We start from the raw sequence: 22,012 nt of genomic DNA, 5'->3' as shown, positions 1-22,012 counted from the left end.
GGGACGACCTCACACGCTGGCGACAGGAAAAAGACGCACTGTCTTCAGCGTGACCGAGATCCACTCGCCCTTTTCGACACGTGTCTCCGTCCCCACCTCGATCTCGACCGGCGGCTGACCCTCGGCGAGGTGAATATCGACCCGGCGCGCCGGGCCGGATCGGCGGATGCCGACGACGCGCGCCTTGATCGCCGGAATGCCCGCGGCGGCGATCGTCAGATCGTCCGGCCGGACGAACAGCTCGGCCGGGCCGGATGGCGTACCGATCGGCGCCGAGATGATGCCGACCTCGCCGATCCGCACCGCTCCGTCGCGCACCTCGACCGCCAGCCTGACCGCCTCGCCGATGAAGCCGGCCACGAAGGCGGTCGCCGGATGATCGTAGATCTCGTCCGGCGTGCCGATCTGCTCCAGCTTGCCCTTGTTCAGGATGGCGACCCGGTCGGCCAGTTCGAGCGCTTCGTCCTGGTCGTGGGTGACGAACAAGGTGGTGTGGCCGGTGCGGTCGTGGATTTCGCGCAGCCAGCGGCGCAGATCCCGGCGCACCTGGGCGTCGAGCGCGCCGAACGGCTCGTCGAGCAGCAGCACCTTGGGATCGACGGCAAGCGCGCGGGCGAGCGCGACACGCTGGCGCTGGCCGCCGGACAGCTGGTTGGGAAAGCGCTTTTCAAGGCCGGAAAGCTGGACCAGATCGAGCAGTTCGCCGACACGCCGGCGGATCTCGGCGCGCGCCGGCCGGGTGGCGCGCGGGCGAACCCTCAGGCCATAGGCAATATTGTCGGCGACGTTGAGATGGCGGAACAAGGCATAGTGCTGGAACACGAAGCCGACATTGCGCGCCTGGACCGGCAGGGCGGTGGCATCCTCCTCGTCGAACAGGATGCGGCCGGCATTGGCATGTTCGAGCCCCGCCACCACGCGCAGCAAGGTGGTCTTGCCCGAGCCGGACGGCCCGAGCAGCGCCAGAAGTTCGCCCGGCCGGACGTCGAGGTCGATGCCGGCGAGCGCCGCAGCGCCGCCGCCAAAAGCCTTGATCAGCCCCTGCGCGCGAATGGCGACCGCATGCACACCCTCAGTGCCCACGCGTGCCGGCGAGAGCGTCTCCGTAACGCCATTCGAGGATGGATTTGGCGAAAAGCGTGACAAGGGCGAGCCCGGCGAGAAGCGAAGCGACTGCGAAGGCAGCGACAAAGTTGTACTCATTGTAGAGTATCTCCACGTGGAGAGGCATGGTGTTGGTAAGGCCACGGATATGGCCCGACACGACCGAGACGGCGCCGAACTCGCCCATGGCGCGGGCGTTGCAGAGCAGCACGCCGTAGAGCAGCGCCCATTTGACGTTCGGCAAGGTGATGGTGAGGAAGGTCCGCAAGCCCGATGCACCAAGCGTCAGGGCGGCTTCCTCCTCGCTGGTGCCCTGCTCCTGCATCAGCGGGATGAGTTCGCGGGCGATGAACGGGAAGGTGACGAAAATGGTCGCCAGCACGATGCCCGGCACGGCAAAGATGATCTTGAAGTCGTGGGCGTCGAGGGTTTTGCCAAACAGGCCCTGGGCCCCGAACAGCAGCACATAGATCAGGCCCGAGACGACCGGCGACACCGAGAAGGGCAGGTCGATCAGCGTCACCAGCAGGCTCTTGCCCGGGAATTCGAACTTGGCCACGGCCCAGGCAGCGGCGATGCCGAAGATCAGGTTGGCCGGCACGGCGATCGCCGCGACCGTCAAGGTGAGCTCGATCGCCGACAGCGTGTCCTCGTCGCGAAAGGCCTGGAAGAAGGCCCCGGCGCCGCGCCGGAACGCCTCGGCGAAGACCGCGAACAGCGGCAGCAGGACGAACAGCGCCAGGAAGGCGACGGCCAGGGTGATCAGCACGATGCGCGTCGCCAGGCCCTCGCCGGTCGCGGCTGCGGACGGGCGCGTGGTGCCGAGATCGGAGGTGGTGAGGTCAGACATGACCGAACCTCCGCCGGCTGAACGACTGCAAGAGGTTGATCGCCAGCAGCGCCACGAAGGAAATCGCCAGCATGATGGTCGCGATGGCGGTCGCGCCGGCGTAGTTGAATTCCTCGAGCTGGACGACGATCAGGAGCGGAGCGATCTCCGAGCGGAACGGCATGTTGCCGGCAATGAAGATGACCGAGCCGTATTCGCCGACGGCACGGGCAAAGGCCAGCGCGAAGCCGGTCAGCACCGAGGGCAGCAGCGGCGGAAGAATGACCCGCAGGATGGTCTGCCGGCGATTGGCGCCGAGCGTCGCCGAGGCCTCCTCGATCTCGCGGTCGAGATCGGCCAGCACCGGCTGGACGGTGCGGACGACAAAGGGCAGTCCAATGAAGACCAGCGCGACAAAAATGCCGAGCGGGGTATAGGCGACCTTGATGCCGAGGGGATCGAGCCAGGCGCCAACCCAGCCATTCGGCGCGTAAAGCGCGGCGAGCGCAATGCCGGCAACCGCGGTCGGCAGCGCGAAAGGCAGGTCGACAATGGCATCGAGCACGGCGCGACCGGGGAACGAATAGCGCGTCAGCACCCAGGCGACGATCAGGCCAAAACCCGCGTTCAGGGCCGCGGCGGCAAACGAGATGACGAAGCTGGTCTGGAGCGCCGCCAGCACGCGCGGCGACGAGGCGACGTGCCAGATGCCCTCAAACCCCAGGCCGCTGGCACGCCAGATCAGCACGCCGAGCGGAATGAGGACGATGAGCGACAGGTAGGTGAGGGTGAATCCGAGCGTCAAACCGAAGCCGGGCAAGGCACTCGGCTTCCGCAATTGGAAGGCTCCCGCTGGAAGGGCGGTCGCGGTCATCTCGTCGCGGCTCCGGGCCGGTAGATCTGGTCGAAGGTGGCGCCATCGGCGAAATGGTCGGCATGGGCCTTGGCCCAGCCGCCGAAGACCTGATCGATGGTCACCAGCTTGATCGGCTGAAAGCGCGCGATGTCGGCCTGGTCGGCATGCTGGGGATGGACCGGGCGGTAGAAGTTGCGCGCGATGATCGCCTGGGCGGCCGGCGTGTAGAGGAATTCGAGATAGGCCTGGGCGACGGCGCGCGTGCCGCGGCGGTCGACCACCTGGTCGACCAGCGAGACCGGCGGTTCGGCCAGGATCGAGACGCTCGGATTGACGATGTCGAACTTGTCCGCGCCAAACTCCTGCAGCGACAGATAGGCCTCGTTCTCCCAGGCGATCAGCACGTCGCCGAGGCCGCGCTGGACAAAGGTCGTGGTCGAGCCGCGCGCGCCGGTGTCGAGCACCGGCACATTGCGGAAGATGGCCTCGACCAGGCGCTTGGCGGCGGCCTGGTCGCCATTGGTGCGGGCAAGCTCATAAGCCCAGGCGGCCAGGTAGTTCCAGCGCGCGCCGCCCGAGGTTTTCGGGTTCGGCGTGATCACCGAGACGCCGGGTCTCGCCAGATCGTCCCAGTCGCGGATGGCCTTCGGGTTGCCCTTGCGCACCAGGAACACGATGGTCGAGGTATAGGGCGAGGCGTTGTTCGGCAGCCGGGACTGCCAATTGTCGGGCAAGCGGCGGGATTCACGGGCGATCGCGTCGATATCGCCGGCCAGCGCCAGGGTCACGACATCGGCGTCCAGGCCGTCAATGACCGAGCGGGCCTGCCGGCCCGAACCGCCATGGGACGTGCGAATGGTGACGCGCTGGCCCGCGCGGGCCTGCCAGTCCTTGGCAAAAGCCTCGTTGATGACGCGGTAGAGCTCGCGCGTCGGGTCGTAGGAAACGTTGATCAAGGTCACCGCGGCCGCGGCCGGGGCTGGCTGTGCCGGCGTCTGGGCGCGCACATAAAGCGTGGTTGCCAGCACGAAGCCGAAGGCGAGAACGACGCCGGCGAGATCGCGGGTGCGCGTCGATCGCAAGCTCAACAGCATGTCAGTCTCCGATGTCGAAATGCTCAGCGCGGCCTGGGTGGCCAAGGCCGTCTCAACGAAGAGAAAGAACGAAGATGACTGTCAGTTCAAGGTCATAAACGCAGAAAAGAAGGCGTCTATTGCGATACAACAGATCCAGAGAATTTCATTATAGCATGCTTGCGCGCCGAGAGGTCTTTTTACTCTCGCCGATAGGCGGCGGACAAGGGCGTCAGGGTGTCGCGGAGGCCGCCGCCCGCGGTCGCCGTTTTTGGTCGACTAAGAATATTCTTTTCTCATTGCCAATTTGGCACAGGCCAAGAGGAAAATTCCTCTCCGCGGGCCTCAAATATCATGATCCCCGTTTCAATTTCCGGTTGAACTTCGAACCACGATTTCGTTGACGACGATCCGACTATTGTTCAAGTATAGAATTGTCTCGTGTAGTCCTCGATCACAGCCTTTGAAGACAAGACCCTGCACTGCTCGGCGCTTGCCAAACCGCCACGATGTCATGTCGTGGGTTCCGGCGCCGGCACCTGATCGCCAGTCCCGCCGGCAGCCGCTTTGCTCGCCATGACCCGTCGGCAGGCCGTGGGGCAGCCTAACCGCATTCCGTCACAGCAAACAGGGGACGTCGGCGCGGCCGATGGCGATTGTCATGTCGAACGCCCATGTGATCGAAATCGGCGAGGAGACCGCCGGCCTGGTCGGCCGCGATGGCGCGGGCTTCCGGTTCTTCTCCGCGACCAGCCGTTTCGGCGGCCTGGATGGCAGCCTGTTTCCGAACGTACGGGACGCCCACCTGGCCGTCTCGCGGCACCTGCAGGAGCGGCCGCGCAGGCACCGGGCCGCGTAGCGCCAAACGCGCCGCCGCATGGAACGGCCCGGGCCCCCGTGGTTGCCCGCGCTTGAAAGCCAATTGACAGTGTCGCCATGTTTCATTGTCAGATGGAGCAGGTCCGGCGCGTGGGACAGACCTCGCTCCGACCGCCGGACCTTGGCCGGAACAATCGGATCCGGCCGGCCGGCCATCGTGAAGGGCAGCGGCATTGCGCGTACTCGTGATCGAAGACGAAAGGCGGATTGCGGCCGACGTGACCGCGGCCTTGTCGGCCGCCGGCTTCATCGTCGAAACCAGCGGCGACGGCGAGGATGGTTGGTTCCGGGCCGACAGCGAGGATTTCGACATCGTCGTGCTCGATCTCGGCTTGCCGGTCATGGATGGGCTGACGGTGCTGCGCAAATGGCGCGCTGCCGGGCGGCGCATGCCGGTGCTGCTGCTGACCGCCCGCGACGGCTGGCGGGAAAAGGTCGAGGGCATCGATTCCGGCGCCGACGACTACCTGACCAAACCGTTCCACATGGAGGAACTGGTGGCGCGGGTGCGTGCGCTGACCCGGCGCGCCGGCGGCCATGCCTCGTCGATCCTGGCGGTCGGTCCGGTCGAGGTCGACACCCGCAAGAAGGACGTCTCCGTCGATGGCCGCGCCGTTGCGCTGACGCCGCTGGAATACCGGCTCCTGACCTATCTCATCCTGCAGAACGGCCGCGTCGTCTCACAGAGCGAGCTTGGCGCGCATATCTACGACCAGGACAAAGAGCATGACTCCAACGCCATCGAGGTGCTGATCGCGCGGCTGCGCAAGAAGCTCGGCATACCGGTCATCGAGACCCGTCGCGGCCACGGCTATTGCGTCACCCCGACGGAGGGTGCCGCCTCGTGATCCCGAGTTCGCTGCGGGCGCGCTTCACCATCCTGGCCGCGGGCGCCATCACGGTTGCCCTGGTGCTCGCCGGCTTCGTGCTGACCTTCATCTTCGACGGCAATATCCGCGCCCGGGCCGTGGCCGAAGTGGGTGACGACCTGAGGACACTGGCCGCCCATGCGCGGATTGCCGCCGACGGCCGGCTGGTCATCGATGTCGAGCTGTCCGACCCGCGCTTCCGCACGCCTTATGGCGGCTATTACTGGCAGGCGGGCCGGGGCCAGGCGGCCGAACTGAAGTCCCGGTCGCTGCTCGATTTCGCCATCGACTGGCGGCCGCAACCGCCGACCGGCAACGATGTCGCGATCTATGAAAGGCCGGCTCCCGAAGGCCGGCGCATGTTCGTGCTCGAGCGCCGGGTGGTGGTGCCCGGCGGCTCGACGCCAACCATCGCCCGGATCGCGGTCGGCCTCGACCAGGGCGAACTCGACGAGGCACGCACCGCCTTCATCCAGTTCGCCGCCTCCTCGCTGGCCGCGCTCGGCCTGGCGCTCGTCGCCGCGCTGTGGTTTGCCACCCGCGCCAGCCTGGCGCCGCTCAGAGCGCTGCGCGCGGCACTGATCGAGGTGCACCATGGCCGCCGGACCACGGTCGAGGGCGCCTTTCCCGACGAGGTCCGGCCGCTGGTCGACGACCTCAACGCACTGCTGCAGGCGCGCAATGCCGATCTGGTGACGGCGCGCGCCCGCGCCGGCGACCTCGCGCACGGCCTGAAGACGCCGCTCGCGGTGCTGAGCTCGACCGCACGGCACCTGCGCGAGACCGGCCAGATGGACGCGGCAACCGAGATCGACGGCGAGATCCAGCGCATGAGCCGGCACGTCACCCGCGAACTGGTCCGCGCACGCGCCGGCGTGCGGGCCTTCCGGCGCAGCCATCCGACCCCGGTCGCCCCGGTGGCGGCGGCACTGACCAAGGCGCTGGCGGTCCTGCCGAGCACCCATCCGATCGCCTTCGAGGTCAAGGTGCCGGCCAGTGCCGCGGCGCCGATGGATGAGACCGACCTGACCGAGGTGCTGGGCAATGTCATCGACAATGCGCGCAAATGGACCCGCGGACGGGTGCAGATCGCGGCGGAAGAGGTTGCCGGCGGCGGCATCCGCATCACCGTGGAGGACGATGGTCCGGGGCTGCCGGACGACGATCCCAGCTTCGAGATCGAGCGTGGCCGGCGCCTCGACGAACAGGTCGAAGGCTCGGGCTTCGGCCTCGCCATCGTCAAGGACCTGGTCGAGGCCTATGGCGGCGACCTGACGCTCGGCCGCTCGGCGCTCGGCGGACTGAAGGTCGACATCGCCTTGCCCTGACCGGGCTCAATAGGCGGCGAGCCCGGCGGCCAGCGAAAGGCCGGCCGGCGTGGCCTCGAGCCGGTCGTAACCGCCATGCCAATAGACCAGCGCCGAGGTCTTGGCGCCGCTGCGGACGGCGACAACCCGGCCGAGCACGATGACGTGCGAATGCCGCTCGATCAGCTCCTCGACCTCGCAATCGACCGCGGCCAGCGCGCCTTCGAGGATCGGCGCCGAGGTCTGCAGCGTCGTCCATTCGGCGCCGCGATAGCGCTGGGCGCCGCGCAGGCCGCCCTTGCCGGTGAAGCTCTCGGCGACCGCCTGCTGATCGGCGGCCAGCAGGTTGACGGCGAAGTGGCGATAGCTGGCAATGACCGGGAAAGCCGAGGAGGCCCGGTTGATCGAGACCAGGATGGTCGGCGGATCCATCGACAGCGACGTCGGCGACGTCGCGGTCAGACCGGAACGATCCTCGCCGATGCCGGCGGTGATGACGCAGACCCCGCCGGCAAGCTGCCGCATGGCATCGCGGAACGGCGCCGTGCCGGCTTCGAGGGCCTTGGCGGCCAGAGGCAAGGGAGAAAAGGCATTCATGACGGACCTCGTCCGATTAAATCGTGTATTCGGGCGCAAACGTTTCTTCGCGGATCAGCTTTTTCAGGATCTGCTCCTCGAGCCGGGCGAGCGCGACCGAGCCACGTCGTCGCGGCCTCGGCAGGTCGACGGCGATATCGAGCGCGATGGCGCCGTCCTCGATCAGCACGACCCGGTCGGCCAGGGTCAGCGCTTCCGCGACATCGTGGGTGACCAGCACGGCGGTGAAGCCCTGCTGACGCCAGACCCGCTCGAGCAAGTGCTGCATCTCGATGCGGGTCAGCGCGTCGAGCGCGCCGAGCGGCTCGTCGAGGGCCAGGAACCGCGGCCGGCAGACAAGGGCGCGCGCCAGCGCGACCCGCTGCTTCTGGCCGCCTGACAGGACCGATGGCCATTCGCCGGCCCGATCATCGAGGCCAACCGCGCGGAGCGTCTCCAGCGCCCGCTGGCGGCCGTCGGCGTGCCGGCGATCCTCGCCAAGCCCGACCTCGACATTGGCCAGCACGCGCGCCCAGGGCAGCAGGCGTGGCTCCTGGAACATCAGCCGCGCAAATGCCGATCCGGCGGATGCTTCACCGACCGGGTCGACGTCCCGGTCGCCGAAACCGAGGCGGCCGGCACCCGGCCGGTCGAGGCCAGCCAGGATGCGCAGCAGCGTGCTCTTGCCGCAGCCGCTCTTGCCGACCACCGCCAGAAACTGCCCGGCGGGAACATCGAGGTCGAGACCTCTGAGCACCTCGATCGCGCCGAAACGCCTACTCAGTCCGCGCGCCGCGATCGTGATGCCGCGGGCGCGCCGGGCGAGGTCCGCCGGGTCGGCGAACAGACCGTCGAAACGAGGCGCGTGCGCATCGGCACCCTCGACAACGGAGGTCATGCTGGCGCTCCTCCGGTCTTGCGGAAGGCCGGGTGCCAGGCAAGGCACAGCCGTTCGAGGAACCGCACGGTGGAATCGGCGAGCTTGCCGAGCGCCGCGTAGATCACGATGGCCAGCACCACCACGTCGACCAGCATGAATTCGCGGGCGTTCATGGCCATGTAGCCAATGCCGGAACTGGCCGCGATGGTTTCGGCGACGATCAGGGTCAGCCACATGATGCCGAGGCCGTAGCGCAAGCCGACGAAGATCGACGGCAGCGCGCCGGGCAACACCACGCGACGAAACAGCTCCCAGCGCGACATGCCGTAGGAGCGGCCCATCTCGACCAGTTGCGGATCGACCGTGCGGACGCCGTGAAAGGTGTTGATATAGACGGGGAAGAACACGCCGAGCGCGGTCAGGAAGAGTTTCGCCTCCTCCTCGATGCCGAACCACAGGATGACCAGCGGGATCAGCGCCAGGTTCGGGATGTTGCGCAGCATCTGAACGGTGGTGTCGGTGAGTTTCTCCGAGAGGGCCGACAACCCGTTCAGCAGGCCGAGCGCGAAGGCGAGCGAACCGCCGACCAGGAAGCCGGACATCGCCCGACGAAAGCTGACCGCGATATTGGTGGCGAGCTCGCCGTTCAACGTCAGGCGAATGGCGGCGTCGATGACCTGGCTCGGAGCCGGCAGCACATTGGCGGAGATGATCCCGGCATGGGACGCGAGCTGCCAGGCGACCAGGATCAAGACCGGCAGGCCCCAGGGGGTTGCCGACGAGGCCAGCAGAGCCTGACGCCAGCGATCGCCGTCGCCGCGCCGCGGCGCGCGATCCGGCGACGCCGCGACGGTTTGGCCGAGATCCACCACGGCCGGTCTCACGACGCCGCCACGGCGACACGCACGCCGGTGCCGCTGACGCCGAATTCGCCGACCTGGGTGGTGTGCGCGCGCTCGGGCACGGCACCGATGCCGAGCTCGGGAAACAGCAGTTCGGCCACCTGATAGGCTTCCTCGAGATGCGGGTAGCCGGAGGCGATGACGGTTTCGATGCCAAGCGCCTGATAGTCGCGCAACCGCGCGGCGACCGTCTGCGGGCTGCCGACCAGCGCCGTGCCGGCGCCGCCGCGCACCAGCCCGATGCCGGCCCAGAGATTGGGCGCGATCTCGAGATTGTCACGGCCGCGGATCAGCGCGCTCTGGCGCTTCTGCCCGATCGAATCGGAATCCTCGGCGAATTTCCTCTGCGCCGCGGCGATGGCCTCATCCGGCAGTTTCGAAATCAGCTTGTCGGCCGCCGCCCAGGCTTCGGCATCGGTCTCGCGGACGATCAGATGGATGCGCAGGCCGAACTTGACGGTGCGGCCGTGCCGCGCCGCCCGGGCGCGGACATCGTCGAGCTTCAGCTTCACCTGGTCCGGCGTTTCGCCCCAGGTCAGATAGACGTCGACATGTTCGGCCGCGACATCGAGCGCCGGATCGGACGATCCGCCGAACCAGATCGGCGGCGCCGGCCGCTGCACCGGCGGGAACTCCAGCTTGGCGCCCTTCACCTGGATATAGCGGCCGTCCAGGTCGACTTTTTCGCCTTCGAGCAACCGTCGATAGACCGACAGGAACTCGGCGGTGTGGGCGTAACGCTCATCGTGCGAGAGATGGACACCGTCGGCGGCGAGCTCGGCCGGATTGCCGCCGGTCACGATGTTGACGATGAAGCGGCCCTGGCTGATCCGGTCGATCGCCGCCGCCTGACGGGCGGCAAAGGTCGGCGAGGCGACGCCTGGCCGCAGCGCCACCAGGAATTTCAACCGCTCGGTATGGGCGGCCAGGGCGGCGGCGGTGATCAAGGGATCGTCGCAGGCCTTGCCGGTCGGGATCAGCACGCCCTTGAAGCCGAGCCGGTCGGCGGCCTGGGCGATTTCCTTGAGATAGCGGAAATCGGCCGGGCGATGACCGGCGGTGGTGCCGAGATAGGATCCGTCGCCGCTGACCGGAATGAACCAGAACAGATCCAGCGGTTTTGGCGACGGCACGGCGGCATGAAGGGTCATCGGGCTTGTCCTTGCGGAAAATGAGCGGTGGCGCGCCTTGTCGGGTCCGGGCGCTCGGCGTCAGGCTTTGGGCACCCAGGTCCAGACGATCTCGCGGATATTGATCGGTCGCGGAATCAGGCCGAGACGGTGGAACCGGTCGGCGACGCGTTGCTGTTCGGCGATCGCCGCCTCGCTGACCGGGCCAACGGCGAATTCGGTCCGGTCGATGGCGCGCTGCCAGGACTCGCGGTCGAGCCCGGTCGCCTGGGCGAGCAGGATCGCCACGTCGCCACGATGGCCGTCGGCCCAGGCCGCGACCTTGGCCAATTCCGCGTTGATGACAGCGACAACGGCCGGATGCCGGTCGGTAAAGCCACGATTGGCCAGGAAATAGGAGTTCTGCGCGACGATGCCGCGCGACAGCGACAGGATACGCGTGCCCGGGATCTTCTCGGCAATGGCAAAATAGGGATCCCAGATGGTCCAGGCATCGATCGCACCGCGCTCGAAGGCGGCCCGCGCATCCGCCGGCGGCAGATAGACCGGGGTGAAATCGGCATAACCGATGCCAGCCTTTTCGATCGCCTCGATGGTCAGGTTGTGCGCGCTGGATGCCCTGGCGAAGCCGATACGCTTGCCTTTCAGATCGCCGAGCGTGCGGATCGGCGAATGGGCCGGAAGCAGGATCGCCGAGCCGTTGCCGGCCGATTCATTGGCTGCCGCATAATAGAGATTGGCGCGGGCGGCCTGGGCGAAGATCGGCGGCGCATCGCCGGTCGGGCCATAATCGATCGACCCGACATTGAGGGCCTCCAGCAAGGGCGGGCCGAACTGAAATTCGGTCCATTTCACCTCGACGCCCAGCGGCTTGAAGCGCTGTTCGAACAATCCCTGCTGCTTGGCGATCAGGAGGACGCCGCTCTTCTGGAAGCCGATGCGCAATTCCCGCGGGAGGCCGGCCGGACCCGGCTGGGCCACCGCCGGAGCCGTCGGCAGGCCCCACCCCACCGATGCGGTCGCGGCCAGAAATGTCCTGCGGTCCATGATCGCCCATCCATCGCGCCAATATTCCTGGTCTCACGATGGGAACGGTTGAGCAATCAAGTCAATTCATCTGGTTTTCCAAAATGCCGGCGATATCGAGAACGCTGATCTTGTATGAATGACCGAATTGATAATTATTTCTACGCAGAGATTATCTGGTTATGGCGAAACATAATCGCGTTATATTGGCGCCAACAGGGTTGTGATTCAGAGAATATCGATCTCAATATTGCGTTTGCGCGCCGGATCAGACCGAGGCCATCGACAGCACCTCGTCCCGGTCATGTCTGAGCAGGACCAGTGGCAGGTCGGGGCGCGTTCCGATGTCCTGAGCGCTCATCGCCTCGGGCCGGACATCGCTCGCCGCGAAATCCCACGTAACCCGATCCCATGCGGCCGGCCTCGACCGATCATCTGACGGCACGGGCTCCGGCCCGGCCACGGCCGGCCGGCCATCGGCGGTCAATACCAGCCCCAGGGAAAAGGGGGCGAGACGTGGTCAAGCTCTGCCAGCCGACCGTAATAATGATCCAGCGCTTTTCTGATCCAGGCCATGGCGACGGCTCTCCTCAAGACGGCGGACCCGATGCTCCGCGCCCGCGACCTGGCAGTCAATTGGAACGATGTTTCGAATGTTCGGCGCGGCGGAGAACCCCATTGCCCGCCAGCGGCCCGGTCGTGGAAAAGCGCTCCGCCGGCACTTCTCGGCGAGACAAATATTCTTTCGCGCCGAATTCTGATGACTGCTTTTTTCTAAACTGACGCAACCTGCGAGATGATTGTTTTGCCACCAGGAATTGACTTGATCTTTGTCGGTTCGGGGGTGTTCCTTTTGCCTCAGTGATCAAGGCACCAGGCATCGGTTCGCTCATGGCCAAAACACATCCTGCTTCGGGTTCCGTCATTCAGCTGCCCGCCGACACGGCGGACGCGGCCTGGCATCGCCTGCGCGCCGAGGCCGACCAGATTGCCGCCGGCAATCCGGAACTCGCCACCTTGATGCTCAGGACGATCGGCCACGCGAAGTCGTTCGAGGATGCCGTCGCGCGCCGGATTTCGGCCAGGCTCGCCAATGCCGATATTCCGGCCGACATCCTGCTCGACGCCTTCACCGAAGCGCTCAAACACTCGCATGCCATCGGCACGGCCATGCGCGCCGACGCCGCCGCGGTGATCGACCGCGATCCCGCGGCAAGCCGGCTCGCCGATCCCGTGCTGTTCTTCAAAGGCTTCCATGCCATCCAGACGCACCGGCTGGCGCATTGGCTGTTCGGCCGGGGCCGGCGCGATTTTGCGCTCTACCTGCAGAGCCGGTCGTCGGAGGTGTTCCAGGTCGACATCAATCCGGCCGTGCCGATCGGCCGCGGCATTTTCCTCGACCATGCCACCGGCCTGGTGGTCGGCGAGACCGCGGTGATCGAGGACGACGTCTCGATCCTGCAGGACGTGACGCTTGGCGGCACCGGCAAGGAAGGCGGCGACCGGCACCCGAAGGTCCGGCGCGGCGTGCTGATCGGCGCCGGCGCCAAGATCCTCGGCAATATCGAGATCGGCCGCTGTGCGCGGGTGGCCGCGGGCTCGGTCGTGCTGCATGCGGTGGCGCCGAATACGACGGTCGCCGGCGTGCCGGCAAAACCCGTGGGATCCGCCGGATGCGCCGAACCGGCCCGGTCGATGGACCAGATTCTCAGCCGCGAGGCTTATGAAGCCTTCGTCTATGTGATCTGAGCAGCGCAACGACGACATCACGCCTTGAAATTGGCGCGCCCGCGATGATCGCGGGCAGCGACGCCATTGGACCCAATCGAGGATCATTCGCTGATGAGCGCCCAGGACCATGATCATCACCACGCCGGCCACCACCATGACCCCGCGCACGACCACCATCATGCGCATGACGACCGCTGGAAACATGATGGGGTGAGGGTCATTCCAGGCGACCAGCTCGACCCCAATGTGCCCTCGACGCCGGGCATGAACCGCGCTGCGGCGATCAATTTCGCCCGGGTCGGCGCGCAGAAGCTGTGGGCGGGAACGGTGACGATCAAGCCGGATGCCAAGACCGGCGCCCACCATCATGGCCACCTGGAGAGCGTGATCTATGTGGTGCGCGGCCGTGCTCGCATGCGCTGGGGCGAGCATCTGCAATTCGTCGCCGAGGCCGGGCCGGGCGATTTCATCTTCGTGCCGCCTTACGTGCCGCATCAGGAGATCAATGCGAGCCCGGATGAGCAGCTCGAATGCGTGCTGGTCCGCTCGGACGGCGAAGCGGTGGCGATCAATCTCGACATCGAGCCGGTGGAGAAACCCGAGACCGTGCTCTGGATCGATCCGATTCATCGGGGCTGACCTGCGTCATGCGCATTTGTGCGGCGCAACTGAAGGTCCCACCTCAACCCTACCGTTCGGCTGCCTTGGCCGCCGTTCCCCTTTTGCCAACCGCCGACAGGTCTTCCCCCGATGAGCAATGACGCAAGCGCCCTCTTCACGCCGTTCAAGATCGGCGACCTGACCTTGCCCAACCGCCTGGTCATGGCGCCGCTGACGCGCAACCGGGCGACGCCTGGAACCGACGCGCCGAACCGGCTCAATGTCGAATATTACGTGCAGCGCGCTTCCGCAGGCCTGATCATCACCGAGGCGACCCAGATCTCCCGGCAGGGCCAGGGCTATATCTGGACGCCCGGGCTCTATACCGACGAGCAGGTCAACGGCTGGCGCGAGGTGACCGACGCGGTCCACGCCGCCAAAGGCCATGTCTTCGTCCAGCTCTGGCATGTCGGACGCATCTCGCACACCTCGCTGCAGGCTGATGGCCAAGCGCCGGTGGCACCCTCGGCGATCACCGCCAAGTCGAAGACCTATGTCGAGACCGGGTTTGTCGAGACCTCGGCGCCGCGCGCGCTCGACACCGCCGAGATCCCCGGCATCGTCGCCGACTATGTCAAGGCGGCGGAGAATGCCAAGCGCGCCGGCTTCGACGGCATCGAGTTGCATGGCGCCAACGGCTATCTGATCGACCAGTTCCTGAAGGACGGTACCAACCAGCGCACCGACCAATATGGCGGCTCGGTCGAGAACCGCGCGCGGCTGGCGCTCGAAGTGGTCGACGCGGTGCTGAAGGTCTATCCGAAGGAGCGGCTCGGCATCCGCCTGTCGCCGGTCAGCCCGGCCAATGACGCGGTGACCAGCGATCCGGCCGAGGTGTTCGGCTATCTGGTGCAAGAGCTCGGCAAGCGCGGCATCGCCTTCATCCACGTGGTCGAAGGCGCCACCGGCGGGCCGCGTGACAATGTCGCCTTCGATTATGCCGCGCTGCGCCAGTCCTTCCCCGGCGCCTATATCGCCAATAACGGCTATACCCGCGAACTCGCCATCGAGGCGGTCAGCGAAGGCCGGGCCGACGGCATTGCCTTCGGCAAGGCCTTCATCGCCAATCCGGACCTGCCGGAGCGGCTGCGCGTCAACGCGCCGCTGAACGAGGTGGAGCGGGCAACCCTCTATGGCGGCAACGCCAAGGGTTATACGGACTATCCCGCGCTGAGCCAGGCGGCTGAATAACCAGGCCGGATAACCGGCCGGATCATGACGCGCGGCGGTGACCGCCGCGCGTCGCAATCGGTCAAGTGTCGTCGCCAGCAGGCTCCGCCCTGGCTTCAGCCTCGCTTTTACCCAGGCGCCAATAGGCCACGGCCAGGTGCTGGCCGCGCTCGAGGCCGAGATCCTGGCGCCAATGGCGGCGGATCGCCTTGACGGTCGCCGCCTCCGCGCCGAGCCAGCCGAAACAGGTGCCCTGCTTCGGCCATTCCACCGCTCTGACATGTCGCTCCAGCGCCGGCGACTGGCCTGACGGCACGCCGTTGCGATGCAGCCAGACGATATCGATGGCGGCCTTGCTGGCGATCGGCTGTTCGTCACGCGCATCCTCGACCTCGATGAAGGCAAGGCCGCGGGCCGTCCCGGGCAAGCCCCCGATGAGCCTGGCCATGGCGGGAAGCGCGGTCTCGTCACCGGCGAACAGGTGCCAGTCGGCGGCCGGCATCCGGCTGCCGCCCGGCCCGAGCATGCCAACCACCTGGCCGGCCCTGGCGCGTGCCGCCCAGGCGGAGGCGACGCCCTCATCGCCATGCATGACGAAGTCGACATCGAGCTCGCCCGCCGCGACATCGACCCGGCGCGCCGTATAGGTGCGCGCGGCCGGCCGGCGGCCTTCCGGTGGCCAGGCCGGACGGCCGTCGCGGCCCGGCACCGGCCATTCCGGCACGTCGAGGCCAGCCGGCGGGATCAGCAGGCGGAGATGCAGGCTGGCGGAGTCGAAACGACCGAGATCCTCGCCTGAAAAGGTGATGCGCCGGACATGCGGCGTGACGTCGACCCAACGTTTCACTCGCATTTCGCGGAAACTCGGCAGGACCGTGCCGCCGCAACCGTCGCCGGTCCAGACGATCTCGGGTTTCTCATCGGCCGCCAGCGCGGTCAGCCGCTCGGCCAGGACAAATTTGAGGGTGGAGAGCGCTTCTTCGTCACGCGCTTCGGCACGCATGAGCAGGGCCTCGGCCTCGGCCCGCATGGTGGCAAGACCCCAAGGCAGCTCGGCGCGACCGGTCTCGACGCTACAGGTCGCGGTGAACAGGTCGAATTTGGCGATATCAGCGCAGAGCCTGGCGATATGGGCTTCGGCGGCGCGCGTCCTGATCCGAGCTTCCGAGATGAGGATAGCCATGCATCACTCCGATGCCACGACCGATGCGCTGCTTGTCAGGCATCGTTGCGTGGTCACGGGAGCGATTAGCGAAGTCAAACTGGCGATTCAACGTCTATCTTCTGGAACTATTTCAAGCTGGCCAGAGGGAACACTTCTTTAGAATAGTACTATTCTTATGACTTTCGCCAAGATCACAAATAACCCAAGACAATGAACATTCCGTGCCGGTTCCCACCGGCACGGAACTGAAAGGCCATGGGGCAGAAGATCGGGCGCTGTGCGCCGATCAGGCCGAGGCGCCTGCTTCGGCGGCGCGCTCGACGCTGATGACGGTCAATCGGTTGGGATGACCGCCCGGGCCAACCCATTCGAAGGACTGGCCCGGCGACAGGCCGATCAAAGCCGCGCCGAGCGGCGTCATGATCGAGATCTTGCCTTCGGCAATGTCGGCCTCGGCCGGAAAAACCAGCTGGACACGGCGCAACTGTCCGCCGTGCGAGGTGAATTCCACGGTGGAATGCATGCCGATGGCATCACGCGGCAGCGCCTGCGATGCGACGACCTCGGCACGGTCGAGTTCGGTCAGCAGCGCTTCGGCCACTTCCGGCGCGCGCCGGAGCGCATCATTGGCGAGCACGGACAACCGCTGGTGGTCAAAATCGCTGACGACAATAGGCGGCAGGGTGGCTGCATTGGTAGTCTGGATGGGGGTATTCATAGTCAAAACCTGAGGGATATGTCTGAGGGAGCCGCGGCAAAAGCGCCGGCGGCCGACGACCTCGGCTCTAAGTCCGCGCCTTGGCGGAACATGAGCGCATCTGTCGTGCGGAGAATGAAACCGTCGCCCCGTCTCGGGGCGCACGCACGCCGAGCCGGGGCTACGCGCCCAGGATGAGCTTCACCCGAAGGGAAGCGTTTTGGTGATCGGCGAAAAGCGGTTTCATCGGAGTGAATCTGGCGTCTCCGCCGGTTTTGTCAAGGGCGCGGCGGTTGGAGACCATCATCCGCGGGCTGGCTCGGGCGGTTGCAACCACAGGCCCGACGATCGGCACCAGGCCCGGCGGCAGGGCCTAATCGGCATAGGGGGCGGTCGTTTGACCGCACCCCTGCCACACCACCCGGCATGCGGGTCCGCACCGGGCGGTTCGAGAGATTGAGGTCAGGCGAGCCTGGGCATTCCCAGTTGGTCGGCCCATTTGATCGTGAGGACTGAGTTGAGGAGCATCCCGCTGTTGCGCCACCAGCAGCGGGAGTTTCCCGCTACCTTCTGAGCGACGTTGGGTTTGGCTCCCATCGCTATCAGCTCCCGAAGGATTGTCCTGCCCCGCTTCCAGTGCTTGAGCTGGATGGCCCGCAAGCGATGACGCATCCACTCGTCCAGCTCGCGCCAGACCTTGGGTGTTTGCGCCAGTCGGAAGTAGGCTTTCCACCCCAGCACGAAGGAGCACAACCGCGCCGTCACCGCTGTTAACGATCGCCCGGTCACCCGGGGTGTCAGTTCACGGATCCGGGTCTTGAACGCCTTGATCGCCTTGTCGGCGACCCGCCGTTTGACCACCCGACCCGGCGCCACCCAGAAGGCGTAGCCGAGAAAGCGGCGGCCGAAGACGGAAGCCACGGCACTCTTGGTCTCGTTCACCGTCAGATGAAGCCGGCCGTAGAGTCGTCGCAGCAGAGCCATGACCCGCTCGCCCGCCCGCCTGGACCGCACATAGACGTTGCTGTCGTCGGCATAGCGGCAGAAGGCATGGCCGCGTCGTTCAAGCTCCTTGTCCACCTCGTCGAGCAGCACGTTGGCCAGCAGCGGTGACAGCGGGCCACCTTGCGGCGTGCCCCTGGTCCGCTTGATGACCGCATCCCCATCAACAATGTCAGCGTTCAGGAAGGCACGGACCAGACGGATAACGCCGGGATCCGGGACCTTCCGGCGCAGACGATCGATCAGGATGTCGTGGTCCACCCGGTCGAAGAATTTCTCCAGGTCGACATCCACCACAACCCGCCGCCCGGACTGCACGAACGATTGCGCCGCCAAAACGGCATCGTGTGCGCGTCTGCCCGGGCGGAAGCCGTAGCTGTGCTCGCTGAAGGTCGGATCAAGGATCGGCTGCAGGACTTGCAGGAGCGCCTGTTGGATCAGGCGATCCAGCACCGTCGGGATGCCGAGCTCGCGCTCGCCTCCCCCCGGCTTCGGGATCATCACGCGACGCACCGGCTGCGGCTGGTACGTCCCCTTCAGCAGACTGTCGCGGATCACGGACCAGTCGGTTCGCAGCATGCTGGCCGTCTGGTCGATATCCAGACCATCCACGCCTGCCGCACCCTTGTTGGCGCGCACCTGCTTCAAGGCCCGCAGAAGGTTCTCTCGCGCCAGAACCGCTTCGAGCAGTCCCGGCCCCGTGTCGTTCCTGGTCCGGGGCGGGGGCGCGGCTTCGTCGAGACAGGAGCCCGAGCGGGCTTCACCCGTTCGCCTCTCCCGCTTCCCGGGCGTACCCGGCATCTGACGCATGGCCTTGCTCATCCTTGGGGGAACTTCACTCTCTCTCGTTCGGTCCTTCGCCGACGGTGGCCCGCCGGCTACTACGACCTCGGCTGACTTCTCGCTCCGGTTCGACACCGTCGCCCTTTCAGGCACGAGGCGAGATCTCCCCAGGTAAGAACGCAATCCTTCCCCGCACAAACGCCGGATTTACGTCATCGAGCCTTGACCACAAGGGCTTTGCGGTTCGTTGCCCGCTCGCCCTGCTCGACACCGCCTTCTATCCGGTTCTTGTCCATCGTCTCGCGGGTTACGCTCCACGCTTCCTCCCCACGGTCGGTCGCCCTTCCGCAGTTGCGCTTCGCTTCGTTCGCTGTGGCCAGCTTACGGGAGGACTTCCACCTCCAAGATTGCGCCCATGCTGGGCGCACAACAATAAGAAGGCCACCTTTCGGCGGCCTTCAATTCGGTCTGCGCAGGGCTGTTGAAGGGAGGTGAAGTTCGCCGCCCGGACCCTCGACGAAAGCAGATCAGCGCCGGCCGGGAATGGTTCCGCCGTTGCGCACGCAGGACTGGTACATCGCGGCCCGGGTGCGCGAGATGCCTTGATCGTTACGGTCGCCGGGAACGGCATCGACGACATCGTGCATGCACTTGGAGATGACCCGCGGATTGTTGCGTTGCGATGCCGAACGCGACTGCGCATCGGCATTGGTGACAAACAACAGGACGGCACCGGTCGACAGGGCTGCAATGGTCATCAGGAACTTGAAGGTTGGGCGAGCCATTTGGTCCTCCTCTTGGCGTGGCGACTTCATGAAACGCTTGAATGGATTCGACTTCGATCAGGCAATGCCCTGGGCTGGACTACGGCAACTACTGAGGCGGCATGAGATGATGACCTCAGGAACAGGGTTGGGTTTTGGCTAGGTTTGCCGACCGGCCCCTCGATCGGAGGCGGTACTGCGGATCGCCCTTTCCGGTGCTTCCCATCGACCCATGCCGGGCGGCGGCGACCCATGAGGCCATGTCGGCTTCGGCATCCCCTGGGGTGATCCGGCCCTGGGGGATCCGGGGGGCCGCGTGGCCGGTCAGGACTCCACCAGCTTGTTGCGCACGGCATAACGGACGAGATCCGCCATCGATTTCGCACCGAGCTTGCGCATCGCCGTCGAACGATGGGTCTCAACCGTCTTGACGCTGACGCCAAGCTCGGCGGCGATGCGCTTGTTGCTGGCGCCCTCGGCGATCAACTGCACCGTCTCGCGTTCGCGGCTGGTCAATTGCGTCGCCGGCGTCGTGCTGCCGATAAAGGTCGCCAGCATGGTTTCGGAAACCCGCGTGGTGAAATAGGGCCGCGACATCGCCAGCGCGCTGACCGCCTGGATCAGATGTTCGTCGGCCTCGCTCTTCAGCAGGAAACTGCGAACTCCGGCGCGCAGGATGTCGCGCATCAGATCCTCGCTGTCATGCTGGGTGAACATCAGGATCTGGATCCGCGGCAGGACCTTGCGGACCTGCTTGACGACCTCCAGGCCGTTCAGCCTGGGCAGGGAATAGTCGATGATCGCGATATCAGGCTTTTCCTGGATCGCCAGGCGCACGGCATCGAGGCCATCCGCGGCTTCGGCGCAGATTTCAAAGTTTCCGCGCGATTCCAGCAGGCTTCGGATACCGCGACGGACGATCTCGTGATCTTCGGCCAAGAGGACCCGCGCCATGACGATGCTCCTACCCGCGTCTTCAAGACCTAATCACTCCCGACGCGCGCGTAACTTGGCGGATTCCCTGACCCCGAAGGGAAAATCAGATGCGGTTTCGATGGGCAAAAACCCGCCCGGAGATCCGCGGGTGATTGCGGAGGCGGCCTCGGGCCGGCTGCGCCCGGACATCCGGTCGAGGCGATGCGCAGTTGGTCATTGCTCGGCGGTCCTCCCGACCGGATCGACCCTGGCGACACCAATATCCATCACACAGGGCCCGATGACGCCCCTGAAGCGCGGCGGATCGACACCATGCACCGGCCCGCAGGTCGGGCCGATCAGCGGGCTCGCGCAGCGGCTGGCACAATGACGCCCGGCCGCGTCCGCCAGTGTCTGCGGCGGGTTGGCCGGCATCGGCCTTTCGGCCGGCGCACCATCGCCCCAGACTGGACCGGCCTCGGCCGAACGGGCCGGCGAACCGGCAAGCAGGGCCAGCGTGACCAGGGCCGACAGGGCCGCAAGGCGTGTTCGGTGCAGGACCATGTCGCTGCCTCGGGCGGAAAGGCCATTGTGATCAAGGCACGCACAGGACCGGAGCGGCATCGGGTCAGACCTCCGTCGCGCTCAGGTGAATTGCCGAGCCGATCCCCGTGATGTCCCTGGATGAGATCCAAGCGGGCTGGCGCCGCCAGGCTGGTGCAGGCCGCCGCGACCATGATCGCGGACGCCGGGACCGCCGCTTTGCTCACGCAATCGTGCCTTGTGCGGTCAAATCGACGGCGCCATGAAGCTGTTCTATATCCGGTCTCATCCGGAAATAGCCCACCTCCCGGCTCGGGGTTTGCCCGGTGAAGCCGATCCAGAATTCCTCAAGCGAACAAGGACCGGTGGACAACCCCCGATCAGAAGATGGCGTCCCAACGGGGCAAGGAGCGGCGTCATGGTGCGTATATTGTTGGCTGATGACCACGAGATCGTCCGGCGCGGACTGCGCAGCCTGATCGAGACGCGCGACGGTTGGGACATTTGCGGCGAGGCGGCGAATGGTTTGCAAGCCGTCGAACGCGCGATCGAGACCAGGCCGGATGTTGCGATCCTTGACTATTTCATGCCCGAGCTGAACGGGTTGGATGTTGCCAGGCAGATCCTGCCGGTCCTGCCGAAACTGCAGGTGCTGATCTTTTCCGAGCATGACGGCGAGACCTTGATCCGCGACGCGCTGCAAGCCGGCGCCCGCGGTTTCCTCCTGAAGAGTGACGCGGAAGATCAACTGCTCAACGCCATCAGCACTCTGGCGCTGGCACGACCCTATTTCACCGCGCGGGTCTCGGAAGCCATGCTGTCGTCATTGGTCGGCCAGGGCGAGCCTTCGGTGAAGCTGACGCCGCGCGAACGCGAGACGGTCCAGTACATCGCCGAGGGGCTGAGCAACAAGGGCATCGCCTGGCGGTTGCAGGTCAGCGTCAAGACCATCGAGACCCATCGCGCCACCGCCATGCGCAAGCTCGGCATGCGCTCGATGGCCGAACTGGTGCGTTATGCGGTGCGCACCAAGCTGATCGAGGCCTGATCGGCTTCGCACCGGCGGCCGTCCGGAGGCAGCGCCGGCCTCGCGCCGCCTTGCGATCTCGCGGGCGCGGGAACGCTGAAAAAAACGCGTTCCGGACGCAACA

General features: G+C 66.1%; 23 protein-coding genes. 7 read left to right on the top strand and 16 right to left on the bottom strand.

Annotated elements, in window-relative coordinates:
- Window positions 1-9: 9 nt before the first annotated feature.
- Genes E8M01_RS12745 through E8M01_RS12730 form a run of 4 tightly spaced genes read right to left on the bottom strand, consistent with a single transcriptional unit; the run spans window position 10 to window position 3,883 of the window.
- Window positions 10-1,083, bottom strand: a complete 1,074-nt coding sequence (locus E8M01_RS12745) for a sulfate/molybdate ABC transporter ATP-binding protein (RefSeq protein ID WP_425467720.1) — start codon at window positions 1,081-1,083, stop codon at window positions 10-12.
- On the bottom strand, window positions 1,073-1,954 hold the full coding sequence (cysW, locus tag E8M01_RS12740) for a sulfate ABC transporter permease subunit CysW (protein WP_136960459.1): 882 nt from the start codon (window positions 1,952-1,954) through the stop codon (window positions 1,073-1,075). Before cysW ends, E8M01_RS12745 begins: the two co-directional genes overlap by 11 nt.
- Window positions 1,947-2,807: a sulfate ABC transporter permease subunit CysT gene (cysT, locus tag E8M01_RS12735; protein ID WP_136960458.1), complete on the bottom strand. Its 861-nt coding sequence runs from the start codon at window positions 2,805-2,807 to the stop codon at window positions 1,947-1,949. Before cysT ends, cysW begins: the two co-directional genes overlap by 8 nt.
- Complete coding sequence (locus tag E8M01_RS12730) at window positions 2,804-3,883, bottom strand: sulfate ABC transporter substrate-binding protein (protein WP_136960457.1); 1,080 nt, start codon at window positions 3,881-3,883, stop codon at window positions 2,804-2,806. The genes cysT and E8M01_RS12730 overlap by 4 nt, the downstream gene beginning before the upstream one ends.
- A gap of 640 nt (window positions 3,884-4,523) precedes the next feature.
- Between E8M01_RS12730 and E8M01_RS12725 the strand changes: the two genes are divergently transcribed.
- The 3 genes from E8M01_RS12725 (at window position 4,524) to E8M01_RS12715 (ending at window position 6,938) form a co-directional block, all read left to right on the top strand.
- Window positions 4,524-4,721: a hypothetical protein gene (locus E8M01_RS12725; protein ID WP_136960456.1), complete on the top strand. Its 198-nt coding sequence runs from the start codon at window positions 4,524-4,526 to the stop codon at window positions 4,719-4,721.
- A gap of 193 nt (window positions 4,722-4,914) precedes the next feature.
- Window positions 4,915-5,589, top strand: coding sequence for a response regulator transcription factor (locus tag E8M01_RS12720; protein WP_136960455.1), 675 nt, complete (start codon window positions 4,915-4,917; stop codon window positions 5,587-5,589).
- The gene (locus E8M01_RS12715; protein ID WP_136960454.1) at window positions 5,586-6,938 is read left to right on the top strand and encodes an ATP-binding protein; all 1,353 of its coding nucleotides are present in this window, start codon (window positions 5,586-5,588) and stop codon (window positions 6,936-6,938) included. The genes E8M01_RS12720 and E8M01_RS12715 overlap by 4 nt, the downstream gene beginning before the upstream one ends.
- A gap of 6 nt (window positions 6,939-6,944) precedes the next feature.
- On the opposite strand, the gene E8M01_RS12710 is transcribed toward E8M01_RS12715, so the two are convergent.
- From E8M01_RS12710 to E8M01_RS12685, 6 genes are all read right to left on the bottom strand, one after another.
- Window positions 6,945-7,514: a flavin reductase family protein gene (locus tag E8M01_RS12710; RefSeq protein ID WP_136960453.1), complete on the bottom strand. Its 570-nt coding sequence runs from the start codon at window positions 7,512-7,514 to the stop codon at window positions 6,945-6,947.
- Between the two features lie 16 nt (window positions 7,515-7,530).
- Window positions 7,531-8,391, bottom strand: a complete 861-nt coding sequence (locus tag E8M01_RS12705; RefSeq protein WP_136960452.1) for an ATP-binding cassette domain-containing protein — start codon at window positions 8,389-8,391, stop codon at window positions 7,531-7,533.
- A complete protein-coding gene (locus E8M01_RS12700) occupies window positions 8,388-9,164 on the bottom strand; it encodes an ABC transporter permease subunit (protein ID WP_246088798.1) in 777 nt (258 codons plus the stop codon). Before E8M01_RS12700 ends, E8M01_RS12705 begins: the two co-directional genes overlap by 4 nt.
- 89 nt (window positions 9,165-9,253) lie before the next feature.
- The gene (gene ssuD, locus E8M01_RS12695) at window positions 9,254-10,426 is read right to left on the bottom strand and encodes an FMNH2-dependent alkanesulfonate monooxygenase (RefSeq protein ID WP_136960451.1); all 1,173 of its coding nucleotides are present in this window, start codon (window positions 10,424-10,426) and stop codon (window positions 9,254-9,256) included.
- 60 nt (window positions 10,427-10,486) lie between these two features.
- Window positions 10,487-11,452 (bottom strand): sulfonate ABC transporter substrate-binding protein, encoded by a 966-nt coding sequence (locus tag E8M01_RS12690; RefSeq protein ID WP_136960450.1) that lies wholly within the window; start codon window positions 11,450-11,452, stop codon window positions 10,487-10,489.
- Window positions 11,453-12,063: 611 nt separating this feature from the next.
- Window positions 12,064-12,324, bottom strand: coding sequence for a hypothetical protein (locus E8M01_RS12685; protein WP_136960449.1), 261 nt, complete (start codon window positions 12,322-12,324; stop codon window positions 12,064-12,066).
- On the opposite strand from E8M01_RS12685, the gene cysE reads away from it, so the two are divergent.
- The 3 genes from cysE (at window position 12,323) to E8M01_RS12670 (ending at window position 15,013) form a co-directional block, all read left to right on the top strand.
- Entirely contained in the window at window positions 12,323-13,180 is an 858-nt protein-coding gene (gene cysE, locus E8M01_RS12680) for a serine O-acetyltransferase (protein WP_136960448.1), read from the top strand. The two genes, E8M01_RS12685 and cysE, sit on opposite strands and share 2 nt — an antisense overlap.
- A gap of 93 nt (window positions 13,181-13,273) precedes the next feature.
- Window positions 13,274-13,801 carry a cupin domain-containing protein gene (locus tag E8M01_RS12675; protein ID WP_136960447.1) on the top strand — a complete coding sequence of 176 codons (528 nt, stop codon included), beginning with the start codon at window positions 13,274-13,276 and terminating at the stop codon, window positions 13,799-13,801.
- Between the two features lie 111 nt (window positions 13,802-13,912).
- Window positions 13,913-15,013, top strand: coding sequence for an alkene reductase (locus E8M01_RS12670; RefSeq protein ID WP_136960446.1), 1,101 nt, complete (start codon window positions 13,913-13,915; stop codon window positions 15,011-15,013).
- A gap of 61 nt (window positions 15,014-15,074) precedes the next feature.
- Here E8M01_RS12670 and E8M01_RS12665 read toward each other — a convergent pair whose 3' ends face one another.
- The 6 genes from E8M01_RS12665 to E8M01_RS12635 all read right to left on the bottom strand — a co-directional run bounded on the left by E8M01_RS12665 (window position 15,075) and on the right by E8M01_RS12635 (window position 20,882).
- Window positions 15,075-16,175: a siderophore-interacting protein gene (locus E8M01_RS12665; RefSeq protein WP_136960445.1), complete on the bottom strand. Its 1,101-nt coding sequence runs from the start codon at window positions 16,173-16,175 to the stop codon at window positions 15,075-15,077.
- Between the two features lie 268 nt (window positions 16,176-16,443).
- Window positions 16,444-16,875, bottom strand: a complete 432-nt coding sequence (gene rnk, locus E8M01_RS12660; protein WP_136960444.1) for a nucleoside diphosphate kinase regulator — start codon at window positions 16,873-16,875, stop codon at window positions 16,444-16,446.
- Window positions 16,876-17,316: 441 nt separating this feature from the next.
- Window positions 17,317-18,666, bottom strand: coding sequence for a group II intron reverse transcriptase/maturase (ltrA, locus tag E8M01_RS12655; protein ID WP_246088531.1), 1,350 nt, complete (start codon window positions 18,664-18,666; stop codon window positions 17,317-17,319).
- A gap of 500 nt (window positions 18,667-19,166) precedes the next feature.
- Window positions 19,167-19,424, bottom strand: a complete 258-nt coding sequence (locus tag E8M01_RS12645) for a hypothetical protein (RefSeq protein ID WP_136960443.1) — start codon at window positions 19,422-19,424, stop codon at window positions 19,167-19,169.
- Between the two features lie 303 nt (window positions 19,425-19,727).
- Complete coding sequence (locus E8M01_RS12640; RefSeq protein WP_136960442.1) at window positions 19,728-20,357, bottom strand: response regulator; 630 nt, start codon at window positions 20,355-20,357, stop codon at window positions 19,728-19,730.
- A gap of 195 nt (window positions 20,358-20,552) precedes the next feature.
- Window positions 20,553-20,882: a hypothetical protein gene (locus E8M01_RS12635; protein ID WP_136960441.1), complete on the bottom strand. Its 330-nt coding sequence runs from the start codon at window positions 20,880-20,882 to the stop codon at window positions 20,553-20,555.
- 241 nt (window positions 20,883-21,123) lie between these two features.
- Between E8M01_RS12635 and E8M01_RS12630 the strand changes: the two genes are divergently transcribed.
- Complete coding sequence (locus E8M01_RS12630; protein WP_342778707.1) at window positions 21,124-21,909, top strand: response regulator; 786 nt, start codon at window positions 21,124-21,126, stop codon at window positions 21,907-21,909.
- Window positions 21,910-22,012: the final 103 nt, after the last annotated feature.

It is taken from the genome of Phreatobacter stygius (genome assembly GCF_005144885.1).
Taxonomy (GTDB): Bacteria; Pseudomonadota; Alphaproteobacteria; order Rhizobiales; family Phreatobacteraceae; genus Phreatobacter; species Phreatobacter stygius.
Note: the sequence above shows the minus strand (reverse complement) of the source record. Positions and strands in the feature narration are given on the sequence as shown.

Coding starts and splice junctions, on each gene's coding strand:
- cysW (WP_136960459.1), bottom strand. CDS start 1,954: ATGTCTGACCTCACCACCTCCGATCTCGGCACCACGCGCCCGTCCGCA.
- cysT (WP_136960458.1), bottom strand. CDS start 2,807: ATGACCGCGACCGCCCTTCCAGCGGGAGCCTTCCAATTGCGGAAGCCG.
- E8M01_RS12730 (WP_136960457.1), bottom strand. CDS start 3,883: ATGCTGTTGAGCTTGCGATCGACGCGCACCCGCGATCTCGCCGGCGTC.
- E8M01_RS12725 (WP_136960456.1), top strand. CDS start 4,524: ATGTCGAACGCCCATGTGATCGAAATCGGCGAGGAGACCGCCGGCCTG.
- E8M01_RS12710 (WP_136960453.1), bottom strand. CDS start 7,514: ATGAATGCCTTTTCTCCCTTGCCTCTGGCCGCCAAGGCCCTCGAAGCC.
- E8M01_RS12705 (WP_136960452.1), bottom strand. CDS start 8,391: ATGACCTCCGTTGTCGAGGGTGCCGATGCGCACGCGCCTCGTTTCGAC.
- ssuD (WP_136960451.1), bottom strand. CDS start 10,426: ATGACCCTTCATGCCGCCGTGCCGTCGCCAAAACCGCTGGATCTGTTC.
- E8M01_RS12690 (WP_136960450.1), bottom strand. CDS start 11,452: ATGGACCGCAGGACATTTCTGGCCGCGACCGCATCGGTGGGGTGGGGC.
- cysE (WP_136960448.1), top strand. CDS start 12,323: ATGGCCAAAACACATCCTGCTTCGGGTTCCGTCATTCAGCTGCCCGCC.
- E8M01_RS12685 (WP_136960449.1), bottom strand. CDS start 12,324: ATGAGCGAACCGATGCCTGGTGCCTTGATCACTGAGGCAAAAGGAACA.
- E8M01_RS12675 (WP_136960447.1), top strand. CDS start 13,274: ATGAGCGCCCAGGACCATGATCATCACCACGCCGGCCACCACCATGAC.
- E8M01_RS12670 (WP_136960446.1), top strand. CDS start 13,913: ATGAGCAATGACGCAAGCGCCCTCTTCACGCCGTTCAAGATCGGCGAC.
- E8M01_RS12665 (WP_136960445.1), bottom strand. CDS start 16,175: ATGGCTATCCTCATCTCGGAAGCTCGGATCAGGACGCGCGCCGCCGAA.
- rnk (WP_136960444.1), bottom strand. CDS start 16,875: ATGAATACCCCCATCCAGACTACCAATGCAGCCACCCTGCCGCCTATT.
- ltrA (WP_246088531.1), bottom strand. CDS start 18,666: ATGCGTCAGATGCCGGGTACGCCCGGGAAGCGGGAGAGGCGAACGGGT.
- E8M01_RS12645 (WP_136960443.1), bottom strand. CDS start 19,424: ATGGCTCGCCCAACCTTCAAGTTCCTGATGACCATTGCAGCCCTGTCG.
- E8M01_RS12640 (WP_136960442.1), bottom strand. CDS start 20,357: ATGGCGCGGGTCCTCTTGGCCGAAGATCACGAGATCGTCCGTCGCGGT.
- E8M01_RS12635 (WP_136960441.1), bottom strand. CDS start 20,882: ATGGTCCTGCACCGAACACGCCTTGCGGCCCTGTCGGCCCTGGTCACG.
- E8M01_RS12630 (WP_342778707.1), top strand. CDS start 21,124: ATGAAGCTGTTCTATATCCGGTCTCATCCGGAAATAGCCCACCTCCCG.